The following is an 11,473-nucleotide window of genomic DNA, read 5'->3' on the forward strand; positions in this document are numbered from 1 at the left end:
GAGCGCGCCCATGGCCACCCTGCACACCCAGCTCAACCCACGCTCGGCGGAATTTATCGCCAACAGCGCGGCGATGCGCCAACAGGTCGACGCGCTGCACAACCTGCTCGCCCAGGTCCAACAAGGCGGCGGCGCCAAGGCCCAGGAACGCCACACCTCACGCGGCAAGCTGCTGCCGCGTGAGCGCATCGATCGCTTGCTCGACCCGGGCTCGCCGTTCCTCGAATTGAGCCAGTTGGCCGCCCATCAGGTGTATGGCGAAGACGTGCCGGCCGCCGGAGTGATTGCCGGCATCGGCCGCGTGGAAGGCGTCGAATGCATGATCGTCGCCAATGATGCCACCGTCAAAGGCGGCTCCTATTATCCGCTGACCGTCAAAAAGCACCTGCGCGCCCAGACCATCGCCGAGCAGAACCGCCTGCCGTGCATTTACCTGGTGGACTCCGGCGGAGCCAACCTGCCGCGCCAGGACGAAGTGTTCCCGGACCGCGAGCACTTCGGGCGGATCTTCTTCAACCAGGCCAATATGAGCGCCCAGGGCATCCCGCAGATTGCCGTGGTGATGGGCTCGTGCACGGCCGGTGGCGCGTATGTACCGGCGATGGCCGACGAAGCGATCATGGTGCGCCAGCAGGCAACAATCTTCCTCGCCGGCCCGCCTCTGGTGAAGGCCGCCACCGGCGAAGTGGTCAGCGCCGAAGACCTCGGCGGTGCCGATGTGCACTGCAGGATTTCCGGCGTGGCCGACCATTATGCCGACAACGATGAACACGCCCTGGCCCTGGCCCGTCGCAGCGTGGCCAACCTCAATTGGCGCAAGCTGGGTGAGTTGCGCCAACGTCCGTCAGTGGCGCCGCTGTACAACAGCGAAGAGCTTTACGGCGTGATCCCGGCCGATGCCAAGCAGCCGTTCGACGTGCGCGAAGTGATAGCCCGGCTGGTGGACGGTTCGGTATTCGATGAGTTCAAGGCGCTGTTCGGCGCCACCCTGGTCTGTGGCTTTGCGCACCTGCACGGCTATCCGGTGGCGATCCTGGCCAACAACGGGATCCTGTTCGCCGAAGCCGCGCAGAAAGGCGCGCACTTTATCGAGCTGGCCTGCCAACGCGGGATTCCACTGCTGTTCCTGCAGAACATCACCGGCTTCATGGTCGGCCAGAAGTACGAAGCCGGCGGTATCGCCAAGCATGGCGCCAAGTTGGTCACGGCGGTGGCCTGCGCCAAGGTGCCGAAGTTCACGGTGATCATCGGCGGCAGTTTCGGCGCCGGTAACTACGGCATGTGCGGTCGCGCCTATGACCCGCGTTTCCTGTGGATGTGGCCCAACGCACGCATCGGCGTGATGGGCGCCGAACAGGCGGCGGGCGTGCTGGTGCAGGTCAAGCGCGAGCAGGCAGAGCGCGCAGGCTCGGCGTTCAGTGCCAGCGATGAAGCGGCGATCAAGCAGCCGATCCTCGACCAGTATGAAACCCAGGGCCACCCCTACTATTCCAGCGCACGCTTGTGGGATGACGGCGTCATCGATCCGCTGCAGACCCGCGATGTGCTGGCCCTGGCGCTGTCCGCCGCGCTGAATGCCCCTATCGAGCCGAGCCGCTTCGGCGTGTTCCGCATGTAACCTGTAGGAGCGAGCTCGCTCGCGAAAAACGTCCAGTCAACGCGTGCATCCTGGATACCCGCGTTATCGTTGACGACCTTCGCGAGCAAGCTCGCTCCTACAGGAGGCCTCTCATTTTCATGGAGCTTCTTGCATGAGCGAATTCAACACCCTCGAACTGATCACCGACAGCCGTGGCTTCGCCACGCTGTGGCTCAGTCGTGAAGCCAAGAACAACGCGTTCAACGCCCAGATGATCCGCGAACTGATCATCGCCCTAGACCAGGTACAGGCCGACCCTGCCCTGCGCTTTCTGGTCCTGCGCGGGCGCGGCAAACACTTCAGCGCCGGCGCCGACCTGGCCTGGATGCAGCAGTCGGCCGAGCTGGATTACCACACCAACCTGGACGACGCCCGTGAGCTGGCCGAGCTGATGTACAACCTGGCCAAGCTGAAAATCCCTACGCTGGCGGTGGTGCAAGGCGCGGCCTACGGCGGCGCGCTGGGCTTGATCAGTTGCTGCGACATGGCAATTGGCGCCGATGACGCGCAGTTCTGTCTGTCGGAAGTGCGTATCGGCCTGGCGCCAGCGGTGATCAGCCCGTTCGTGGTGCAGGCCATCGGTGAACGTGCGGCCCGCCGCTATGCCTTGACGGCCGAGCGGTTTGGCGGCCAGCGCGCGCGCGACATCGGTCTGTTGGCGGAAAGCTACCCGGCCGATACGTTGGACCAGCGGGTGGATGAGTGGGTCGCCAACCTGCTGCAAAACAGCCCGGCGGCGATGCGCGCCAGCAAAGACCTGTTGCGTGAGGTGGGCAACGGCGCCCTCACCCCGGCGCTGCGCCGCTACTGTGAAAACGCCATCGCGCGTATCCGGGTAAGTGTCGAGGGCCAGGAAGGCTTGCGCGCATTTCTGCAAAAACGCACGCCGAGCTGGCAATCCCGGGAGCCGCGCCCATGAGCACACTCACTACCGTGCTGGTGGCCAACCGGGGCGAAATCGCTTGCCGCGTCATGCGCACCGCCAAGGCGATGGGGCTGACCACCGTGGCCGTGCACAGCGCAATCGACCGCGACGCCCGGCACAGTCGCGAAGCGGATATTCGCGTCGACCTGGGCGGCAGCAAGGCCACTGACAGTTACCTGCAAATCGACAAACTGATCGCCGCCGCCCACGCCAGTGGCGCCCAGGCGATTCATCCGGGCTACGGCTTCCTCTCGGAAAACGCCGGGTTCGCCCGGGCCATCGAGGCAGCGGGCTTGATCTTCCTCGGCCCGCCCGCCTCGGCGATCGACGCCATGGGCAGCAAGTCGGCGGCCAAGGCGCTGATGGAAACCGCTGGCGTGCCGCTGGTGCCGGGCTATCACGGTGAGGCCCAGGACCTGGAGACCTTCCGCGAGGCCTGTGCGCGCATCGGTTACCCCGTGCTGCTCAAGGCCACGGCCGGCGGTGGCGGCAAAGGGATGAAGGTGGTCGAGGATGCCAGCCAGTTGGCGCAAGCCCTGGCCTCGGCCCAGCGTGAGGCCCTGTCGTCATTCGGCAACGGGCAGATGCTGGTCGAGAAATACCTGCTGCAACCGCGCCATGTGGAAATCCAGGTGTTTGCCGATCAACACGGCAACTGTCTGTACCTCAATGAGCGCGATTGCTCGATCCAGCGGCGTCATCAAAAGGTCGTGGAAGAAGCCCCCGCGCCGGGGCTCGGCAGCGAACAACGCAAGGCCATGGGCGAAGCGGCGGTCCGCGCGGCGCAGGCGATCGGCTATGTGGGCGCGGGGACGGTGGAATTTCTGCTGGATGCGCGCGGTGAGTTTTTCTTCATGGAGATGAACACGCGCCTGCAAGTGGAGCACCCGGTCACCGAGGCGATTACCGGCCTGGACCTGGTGGCCTGGCAGATTCGCGTGGCCCAGGGCGAGGTGCTGCCGATCACTCAAGCGCAGGTACCGCTGATGGGGCATGCGATCGAGGTGCGGCTGTATGCCGAAGACCCGGCCAATGATTTCCTGCCCGCAACCGGACGATTGGCGGTGTACCGCGAGCCCAACCCCGGTCCGGGTCGGCGCGTGGACAGCGGCGTCGAGCAAGGCGACAGCGTTTCGCCCTTCTACGACCCGATGCTCGGCAAGTTGATTGCCTGGGGCGAGGACCGTGAGCAGGCGCGGCTGCGCTTGCTGAGCATGCTCGACGAATGTGCGGTGGGTGGGCTCAAGACCAACCTGGGATTTCTGCGGCGCATCATTGGTCACCCGGCCTTTGCCGCGGCTGAACTGGATACCGGATTCATTCCGCGCTATCAGCAAGAGCTGCTGCCGGCGGCCGGCGCGCTGGACGATGAGTTCTGGCAGGCAGCGGGATCGGCCTTTATGCAGAGCCTGCCGGCCGGTGACGGGCCGTGGGCAGACACCCGGGGCTTTCGTGCGGGGTTGCCGGCGCAGGTTACACTGCATTTGAGCTGTAACGGGCAGGATCGCCTGGTCACACTGGCCGGGCAATCGTCGCAGCTCACCGGCGAGCAACTGGTGATCGAACACCAGGGCGTGCGCCGCTCCCACCTGGCCGTGCGCGATGAAGGCACGGTGTATCTGCGCTGGGACGGCGAGATGCAGGCGGTCAGCCTGTTCGACCCGATTGCGGCGGCCGAGGCCAGCCACTCCCCTCAAGGCGGCCTCACCGCGCCCATGAACGGCAGCATCGTGCGCGTGCTGGTGGAGGTCGGTCAACGCGTCGAAGCCGGCGCGCAACTGGTGGTACTGGAAGCGATGAAGATGGAACACAGCATCCGCGCACCTGAGGCGGGTGTGATCAAGGCGCTGTTTTGCCAGGAGGGCGAGATGGTCGCCGAAGGCAGTGCGCTGGTGGAGCTGGACACGGCGGACTAGAACTTCGCCGTGGCTTGCACGACGACGCCAAGGATGCGGCACTCGTCGGTGAACAGCAGCTTGGGATAGGTGGGATTGAGCGGCGCCAGGTAAAGCTGGCCGCTGTCTGCCTGCAACTGGCGAAAAGTCGCCTGGGGATTGTCGAGCCATTGCGCAACCACCAGTTTACCGGGCTCGGCCTCGATGGCCGGGTCGACCAGGATCAGCATGCCTGCGCTGATGCTCAGGCCACTGGGCGCGGTCATGGCGTCGCCGACCACCGGCAGCCAGAAGGCGTCGCCGTGGGCATGGTAATCCGTCAATTCGAAACGTGCCGGCCCATAGCTGGCGCGTTCTTCGCGCAGCTCGCACACGCCGTTCCAATCGCTGACCGGGTAGCGAAAGTACGGGTTGTGGTGGTGCTCCAGTGCCGCCTTGGTATCCGCCCTCTCGCGAATCTCCAGCGCGACCTCCAGATAGCCCAGCCCCAGTTCCGCCAGTACCCGGTTCATGTCCGCCAGGCTCGGCACGCGGCGCTTGTTGAGCCAGTGGCCCACGCCGCCCTGGGACATGCCCAGGCGCTCCGCCAGTTCATCCTGCGTGACCTTGCGGTCTTTCATGTTGGCTCGTACCAACGCTATCCAGTTATCCATGGCGCTGACAATACGTTGCGTATTTTCCAGGGCAATAAACAGTTTGTAGTAATCCATAAAACGACATAAATACGATACGTACTATCATCGACATAAGGTTTTCGACACCCACCCGGAGTACCGCCTCTTATGACGACGAGCCCGTATCATCTGCCTGAAACACCCGAACACACTGACCTGCATGACATGCGCTGCAGCGGCGCTGCCCAGCGCGCGCTGGACTATTACTTGAAAGAAGATATGTCTGCGCGAGACGTGGACGAGGCCTTTTTCACCATCAAGCCAGGCATCAGCCAGGAAGAAGCGCTGGTGCATGCCTCTGACCTGCTGCGCAGTGCTGCGGCAACGGCCTACGAATCGGCGAGCAGCCATCAAGGCAATCATCGCGACCTGGCGTTTTCGGTGGTTTACTTGATCGATATGGCGAAAGCGATGGTGGAGCGGTCGTTGCGAGCGACTGAGGCGCAGGCGAACATTTAAAGGACGTGCACGAAAAAATTTCTATCTAGCGGATAAAAACATTTGACTTGCAAATGATAATGATTATTATTGGACCCAGCTGATCGCGAGATCAGTCGATAGACCAAGAGACCTTAGGTCGGACTCTTGGAATATCTCCTCATCAGGCTAATCACGGTTTTTGACCCGGCTCTTTGGCCGGGTCTTTTTTTGCCAGTTTTTCCTGGCGTGGCTTCAGGCTAATGAAGACTGTGTGGTGCGTGATGGCGCGCATGGTAGCAAAAGCCCATTGCGAAAAGAAAGGCACAGCACCGCTCTAGCCCGGATCTTTGCGATTTAGCGCTTGAGAATCAATCTCACAAACCCTAAGCTGCCGCAGCGTCACGGATGACGCCCCCTCCCCCGTGCAACAATTTTGCTTCCAGAATGTGCCTACCGCCTGTGTAAGATAGCCGCCACATCCTCATATTCAGGCAACCAGACTATGACCGTGGCCTTGACCTCCATCAAGATCAGCACTGCTTTCGACAGCGGCAATATCCAGGTCCTGGATGCCAGCGATGCCTACCAGCTATTGCTGGCCATCAAGCCCGACAGTCGTAGCCAGCACTACCAGTGGTTCCACTTCAAGGCCGAAGGCATGCACGTGGGCCACACCCACACGTTTCGCCTGAGCAACGCGGGCCGCTCGTCTTACAAGCATGCCTGGAGCGGCTATAACGCCGTAGCGTCCTATGACCATGTCAATTGGTTCCGCGTGCCGTCGCGCTTTGACGGCGAAATCCTGCATATCAGCCTCCAGACCCGGGAAAAACACGCGTGGTTCGCCTACTTCGAGCCTTATAGCCGCGAACGCCACGACTGGTTGATCGAGCAGGCCCTGAAGTACGCTGGCGTCAAGCTATTGGCCACCGGCAAGAGTGTCGAGGGGCGCGATATCCAACTGCTGCGCCGTGGCAAAGGCGGCGAAGGTCGCCGCAAGGTCTGGATCATCGCCCAGCAACATCCCGGCGAACACATGGCCGAATGGTTCATGGAAGGCGTCATCGAACGCCTGCAACAGGACGGTGACGCCGAGCTGAAAAAGCTGCTGGCGGTGGCCGACCTGTACCTGGTGCCGAACATGAATCCCGATGGCGCGTTCCATGGTCACCTGCGTACCAACGCCATGGGCCAGGACCTCAACCGCGCCTGGCAGAGCGCCAGCCAGGAGCTCAGCCCGGAAGTGCTGTTCGTGCAACAGCAGATGGAAAAACATGGCGTCGACCTGTTCCTCGATATCCATGGCGACGAAGAAATCCCCTACGTCTTCACCGCCGGCTGCGAAGGCAATCCCGGCTACAACCCGCGTATCGAAGCCTTGGAAAACCGTTTCCGCAGCCACCTGAGCCACCTGACCCGTGACTTTCAGACCACCCACGGCTACACCCGCGACCTACCCGGCGAAGCCAATATGACCCTGGCCTGCAATGCGGTGGGTGAGAAATACGACTGCCTGTCACTGACCCTGGAGATGCCCTTCAAGGACAATGACGACGCACCCAACCCGAAAACCGGTTGGTCCGGCGATCGCTCCAAGCAGCTGGGCAAGGATGTGTTGAGCAGCGTGGCCGATATCATCGGCCACGTGCGTTAACGCTCGGTCAGTGTTTGGTGCCGGTCATGCTTTGCAGCACGCCGTCACGGCGGATCAACCCGTGAAACAGCGCGGCCGCCAGATGCACCAGCACCGTCAGGAACAACAGGTAGGCGAGATAACCGTGGGCCTTGCGCAATAGCGCAAACAACGGCGCATTCGCCGAGACCAGTGCCGGCAGTTGCACGGCACTGCTGAGCATCACCGGGTCGCCGGCGGCCGAAATCATTGCCCAGCCCAGCAACGGCAACACCAGCATCAACCCGTACAAAACCACGTGAGAAGCCTTGGCCGCCAACACTTGCCACAGCGGCAAGTCCGCCGGCAGCGGCGGTTGGCGCGTTGAAAAACGCACCACCAGCCGCACGATGACCAGCGCCAGAATGGCGATCCCCAGCGGCTTGTGCAGGTGAATCAACCACTCGTGGCGCTCGGAAACCGACGCCGCCAGCCCCGCGCCAATAAACAGCATGGCGATGATCATCAGCGCCATCAGCCAGTGCAGCAAACGCGCCAACGGGGCGAAAAACCTTGGTTGAACATTCATGGCTTCGACTCCTGGGAGGCACTGTGCAACGGGCCGACTTCACCGGCACGCCGCAGGTAGGAACTGGCATAGGCGGCTGAACGTGCAGCCAGCAGCGGGTCATTGGAGGCCTCGATACCGCTGGGCAGAATCAGCGGGTCGAAGTTGATATCGCGGCAATCGCCGTCGGCTTGTGGCTGGCTGCTCTGCAGCACCAGGGTGCCGGCATTGAGCACTTTGTGTTCACCGGTCCAGGTCTTGCTGGCGTCATCCAGCGGGTCGCCGGGGTTGGCCAGCACCATGTTCAATTGCCACTGCAGCGGCCCGGCAGCCAGGCGCTGCATCAGGTCTTTTTCCAGGAAGTCGCCGCCCTCGGGCGCAGTATCTCCGGCGGCGTCGCGGCTCTGCGGCACCACGGCCCAGCGCACGGCCTGGCGCTTGCCGTCGGCGCTCACCAGGTAAAACGCGTTGATGCCGTTGTAGGTTTCGGTGGCGTAGCTGGCCGATGGCTTGGCGGTTTTAACCCACGCCAGGAACGCTGCGGTCTCCGGGTGTGCGGCAAAAAACGCCGGCATGCTCGAAGGGTTCGGCTTGCCGGTGGCGGGGTCCGGCGCGCCGGCCTTGAGCAGTTGGTAGAACGCCTCGGGCGTGCCCACCGGGAACACCGGCATGCTGTTCATCCCGGTGCGCCACTGCTGACCGTTGGCCTGGCTGAATTGCAGGGCAAAACTGCGGATCGGCACGCTGTTGTCCGGTGCATAAGGGTTGCCGCTGGGCAAGGCAAACCGCCCGATCACCGGAGTTTTCGCCTCGTTGAACAGCTGGGCGCTGGAGTAGGCGCGCACCTCTGGGCTGCTCTGGAAGTAGCCGGCTACGCACACGCCCTTGGCATGGTTACGTCGAAAGCCAGGGTGCACACCGTTATTGGTTTCCAGGGCATTGACCAAGGTTTTTGGCCGCAGGCGTTGTGGGTCGAGGGTGCCGTTGACGTAGGCAAATGCCCCGGCAACAACGGCAACCACCGCACCAATACCCGCGAGCCGCGCGATAAGGCTCGCAGTGCTCAACGCAGGACGAGGCGGTGAAGAGTGATCTACCATGAAAGAACTCCAGGGCCAGAGGCCTTAGGGGGTAAAACATAAGGTCGGAACACTAAAGACGCACGCCGACAGGCTCTATTCCCTGGCCGCGTTTATTTTTCAGCCCCATGGAATAACCTTGAGCGCCGGACGTCTCCCTAGTCCCAGCGTAGCGACCAGCCGGCCTCCCATGCATGAACTCGACGAACAGTTACGTGAACTCATCCCCAGGCTGCGGCGCTTTGCCGTGTCCCTGACCCGTAACGCCAGCAGCGCCGACGACCTGGTGCAGGCAACCCTGGAACGGGCGATCATCGCGTGGGCCGACAAACGCATCGAAGGCGACCTGCGTGCGTGGCTGTTTTCGATCCTCTACCGGCAGTTCCTCGACGCCCACCGGCGCAGCCGCCGCTACGCCCGCATGCTCGAATTCTTCACCGGCCGCGACGATGCGCAGCCCTCGGTGGAGCGCACAGTGATGGCCCAATTCACCCTGCAAGCCTTCGACCAGCTCACTACCGAGCAACGCGCCCTGCTGCTGTGGGTGTCGGTCGAAGGCTTGAGCTACAAGGAAGTCGCCGAAATACTCGACGTGCCCATCGGTACGGTGATGTCGCGCCTGTCCCGCGCCCGCCAGGCCCTGCGTCAACTCAGCGATGGCGAAATTGCCAGCCCTTCCCTGCGGATACTCAAATGATCAGCCTGCCCCCCAGCGAACGCGACTTACACGCCTACGTCGATCACCAATTGCTCGACAGTGATCGCCGGGCACTTGAAACCTGGCTGGCGAGCCACCCCGACGTGGCTGCCCAAGTGCATGCCTGGCAACAGGATGCGCAATTATTGCGCGCCTCTTTAAGCGGTGCCCTGCAACAGCCGGGTAACCCGGCACTGGACCCGGCGCTGATTCGCCAGCGCATCAAGCGCCAGTCCCGCCGCCACCTCGCCACGGCCGCGCTGCTGCTGATTGCCATCAGCCTCGGCGGGATCGGCGGCTGGCACGCCCGCGACGCCGCCCAGCCAGCGCTGCTGCCGATGGCCGATGCCATGCAGGCGTATCGCCTGTTTGCCCAGGACGGCATCATGCCCGCCGACTACAGCGCCCAAGATCGCACCACGATGCAAGCCTGGCTCGACCGCTATTTCAACCAGGCCCATCGCTTGCCCGACTTGAGCCAGGCGGGGTTCACCCCGGTCAGCGGGCGCCTGCTCACCACCGACCAAGGCGCGGCGGCCATGGTGTTGTACGAAGACGCGCAAGGACGGCGCATCAGCTTCTACATTCGTCCGCCAGGCCCGAACAACGGCTTCCTGCCCCGTGGCAGTCGCAGCGCCGACGGTTTGCAGGCCGACTACTGGTCGGGCGGCGGGTACAACTATGCGATGGTCAGCCCGGTGGATCAGGCCGCCCCGCCGCAAATCAAGTTCTAGACGCCCACGTCCGGCCAGCTATGCACCGCCTTCTCTATTGGTCAAATCGCATCAGGCGCCCTAAAGTAAGCGACCAACGCAATAACGAGTGAGCTGTATTGGCCGTGCTTTCCCTGATCCGCCGCCTGCTGGGCAATACCCATCGAGTTTCGCACGCCTCGCCCGTTCCGGCGTTTTTCCACAACAAGGCCCGGCAACAGGGCTACACCCTCAGTGCCGGCCAGGTGCAGGCAATTGCGGCCATGGCCCGCGAGACCCAGCACCTGCTCGATGGCCGACCCACGCGCAGCCTGTACCTGCACGGCCCGGTGGGGCGCGGCAAAAGCTGGCTGCTCGACGGTTTTTTCCAGGCGCTGCCGATCACCAACAAGCAGCGCGTGCACTTCCACGACTTTTTTGCCGAACTGCACCGGGGCATGTTCCGGCACCGCGAGCAGAACGACGCGCTGGCAGTCACCCTCGACGAACTGCTGGCGGGCTGCCGCGTGCTGTGTTTCGACGAGTTCCATGTGCACGATATCGGCGATGCCATGCTTATCAGCCGCTTGTTCCAGGCCTTGTTCCGGCGCGGTGTGCTGGTACTGGTGACCTCCAACTATGCGCCCGAGGGCCTGCTGCCCAATCCGCTGTACCACCAGCGCTTCAAGCCGGTGATAGATCTGATCGCTGCGCGCATGGACGTGCTGGAAGTCAGCGCTCCCGAGGATTTTCGCCGCCTGCCCCAAGCGCATGCCGAGCAGCGCTTCAGCACTGGCCAGTACGTCTGGCCCGGCAGCGTGGCGCAACGTGCGGCGCTTGGCCTGCCCGCCGCCGATAGCCCGGCGCTGCCCTTGGCCGTCGGCAACCGACAATTGCTGTGCCGTCGCTGTGAAGCACGCAGCATCGCCTTCACCTTCAACGACCTGTGCGAACAGCTCACCGCCGTGATGGATTATCTGCTGCTGTGCCAGGACTACGACCACTGGGTCATCGACGGCCTGCCCCACCTCGCCGACTGCCCGATTGCCGTGCAGCAACGCTTCATCAACCTAATTGACGTGCTCTACGACCGCGACAAACAGCTGGTCCTGATCGGTGAACAACCCCTGGAGCACGCCTTGAGTGGCGAGGCCATCGACCTTGCCCGTACCGCCAGCCGCCTGGGGCAATTGCACGTGAGCAGCGTGCAACCGGCGCCCGACCCGGTATCATGAGCGCCTTTTCACGCCCCCTTGCCGAGTGACCGCGCCG

General features: G+C 63.1%; 11 protein-coding genes. 8 read left to right on the top strand and 3 right to left on the bottom strand.

The genetic code is table 11. The annotated features are described in order from the left end of the window. Nucleotides 1–10: 10 nt before the first annotated feature. The 3 genes from C4J88_RS16705 (at nucleotide 11) to C4J88_RS16715 (ending at nucleotide 4,480) form a co-directional block, all read left to right on the top strand. Nucleotides 11–1,618 (top strand): carboxyl transferase domain-containing protein, encoded by a 1,608-nt coding sequence (locus C4J88_RS16705; RefSeq protein ID WP_124407591.1) that lies wholly within the window; start codon nucleotides 11–13, stop codon nucleotides 1,616–1,618. Nucleotides 1,619–1,751: 133 nt separating this feature from the next. After that, complete coding sequence (locus tag C4J88_RS16710; protein WP_124367480.1) at nucleotides 1,752–2,558, top strand: gamma-carboxygeranoyl-CoA hydratase; 807 nt, start codon at nucleotides 1,752–1,754, stop codon at nucleotides 2,556–2,558. Continuing rightward, complete coding sequence (locus C4J88_RS16715) at nucleotides 2,555–4,480, top strand: acetyl/propionyl/methylcrotonyl-CoA carboxylase subunit alpha (protein WP_124407592.1); 1,926 nt, start codon at nucleotides 2,555–2,557, stop codon at nucleotides 4,478–4,480. The genes C4J88_RS16710 and C4J88_RS16715 overlap by 4 nt, the downstream gene beginning before the upstream one ends. Here C4J88_RS16715 and C4J88_RS16720 read toward each other — a convergent pair. After that, nucleotides 4,477–5,112 carry a LexA family transcriptional regulator gene (locus C4J88_RS16720; protein ID WP_124368983.1) on the bottom strand — a complete coding sequence of 212 codons (636 nt, stop codon included), beginning with the start codon at nucleotides 5,110–5,112 and terminating at the stop codon, nucleotides 4,477–4,479. The two genes, C4J88_RS16715 and C4J88_RS16720, sit on opposite strands and share 4 nt — an antisense overlap. Before the next feature lie 129 nt (nucleotides 5,113–5,241). On the opposite strand from C4J88_RS16720, the gene C4J88_RS16725 reads away from it, so the two are divergent. Continuing rightward, on the top strand, nucleotides 5,242–5,592 hold the full coding sequence (locus tag C4J88_RS16725) for a DUF6124 family protein (protein ID WP_124363358.1): 351 nt from the start codon (nucleotides 5,242–5,244) through the stop codon (nucleotides 5,590–5,592). A 463-nt stretch (nucleotides 5,593–6,055) separates the two neighbouring features. Next, nucleotides 6,056–7,207 carry a M14-type cytosolic carboxypeptidase gene (locus C4J88_RS16730; RefSeq protein ID WP_124407593.1) on the top strand — a complete coding sequence of 384 codons (1,152 nt, stop codon included), beginning with the start codon at nucleotides 6,056–6,058 and terminating at the stop codon, nucleotides 7,205–7,207. Nucleotides 7,208–7,214: 7 nt separating this feature from the next. Here the strand turns inward: C4J88_RS16730 and C4J88_RS16735 are convergent, their stop codons facing one another. Together C4J88_RS16735 and C4J88_RS16740 are read right to left on the bottom strand one after the other, a co-directional pair. After that, the gene (locus C4J88_RS16735) at nucleotides 7,215–7,754 is read right to left on the bottom strand and encodes a cytochrome b (protein ID WP_124404592.1); all 540 of its coding nucleotides are present in this window, start codon (nucleotides 7,752–7,754) and stop codon (nucleotides 7,215–7,217) included. Beyond that, nucleotides 7,751–8,833: a catalase family peroxidase gene (locus C4J88_RS16740; RefSeq protein WP_124407594.1), complete on the bottom strand. Its 1,083-nt coding sequence runs from the start codon at nucleotides 8,831–8,833 to the stop codon at nucleotides 7,751–7,753. Before C4J88_RS16740 ends, C4J88_RS16735 begins: the two co-directional genes overlap by 4 nt. Before the next feature lie 169 nt (nucleotides 8,834–9,002). Here C4J88_RS16740 and C4J88_RS16745 point away from each other — a divergent pair, with 169 nt between their 5' ends. The 3 genes from C4J88_RS16745 (at nucleotide 9,003) to zapE (ending at nucleotide 11,436) form a co-directional block, all read left to right on the top strand. Next, complete coding sequence (locus C4J88_RS16745) at nucleotides 9,003–9,509, top strand: RNA polymerase sigma factor (protein ID WP_124367485.1); 507 nt, start codon at nucleotides 9,003–9,005, stop codon at nucleotides 9,507–9,509. Beyond that, the gene (locus tag C4J88_RS16750) at nucleotides 9,506–10,243 is read left to right on the top strand and encodes an anti-sigma factor (protein ID WP_124407595.1); all 738 of its coding nucleotides are present in this window, start codon (nucleotides 9,506–9,508) and stop codon (nucleotides 10,241–10,243) included. The genes C4J88_RS16745 and C4J88_RS16750 overlap by 4 nt, the downstream gene beginning before the upstream one ends. Nucleotides 10,244–10,341: 98 nt before the next feature. Beyond that, on the top strand, nucleotides 10,342–11,436 hold the full coding sequence (gene zapE / locus C4J88_RS16755; RefSeq protein WP_124367487.1) for a cell division protein ZapE: 1,095 nt from the start codon (nucleotides 10,342–10,344) through the stop codon (nucleotides 11,434–11,436). Nucleotides 11,437–11,473: the final 37 nt, after the last annotated feature.

This window comes from Pseudomonas sp. R4-39-08, assembly GCF_003852275.1.
In the GTDB taxonomy this organism is placed as follows: Bacteria; Pseudomonadota; Gammaproteobacteria; order Pseudomonadales; family Pseudomonadaceae; genus Aquipseudomonas.

Excerpts from the sequence above, each read along its gene's own strand:
- C4J88_RS16705 (WP_124407591.1), top strand. The coding sequence starts at position 11 with ATGGCCACCCTGCACACCCAGCTCAACCCACGCTCGGCGGAATTTATC.
- C4J88_RS16710 (WP_124367480.1), top strand. The coding sequence starts at position 1,752 with ATGAGCGAATTCAACACCCTCGAACTGATCACCGACAGCCGTGGCTTC.
- C4J88_RS16715 (WP_124407592.1), top strand. The coding sequence starts at position 2,555 with ATGAGCACACTCACTACCGTGCTGGTGGCCAACCGGGGCGAAATCGCT.
- C4J88_RS16720 (WP_124368983.1), bottom strand. The coding sequence starts at position 5,112 with ATGGATAACTGGATAGCGTTGGTACGAGCCAACATGAAAGACCGCAAG.
- C4J88_RS16725 (WP_124363358.1), top strand. The coding sequence starts at position 5,242 with ATGACGACGAGCCCGTATCATCTGCCTGAAACACCCGAACACACTGAC.
- C4J88_RS16730 (WP_124407593.1), top strand. The coding sequence starts at position 6,056 with ATGACCGTGGCCTTGACCTCCATCAAGATCAGCACTGCTTTCGACAGC.
- C4J88_RS16735 (WP_124404592.1), bottom strand. The coding sequence starts at position 7,754 with ATGAATGTTCAACCAAGGTTTTTCGCCCCGTTGGCGCGTTTGCTGCAC.
- C4J88_RS16740 (WP_124407594.1), bottom strand. The coding sequence starts at position 8,833 with ATGGTAGATCACTCTTCACCGCCTCGTCCTGCGTTGAGCACTGCGAGC.
- C4J88_RS16745 (WP_124367485.1), top strand. The coding sequence starts at position 9,003 with ATGCATGAACTCGACGAACAGTTACGTGAACTCATCCCCAGGCTGCGG.
- C4J88_RS16750 (WP_124407595.1), top strand. The coding sequence starts at position 9,506 with ATGATCAGCCTGCCCCCCAGCGAACGCGACTTACACGCCTACGTCGAT.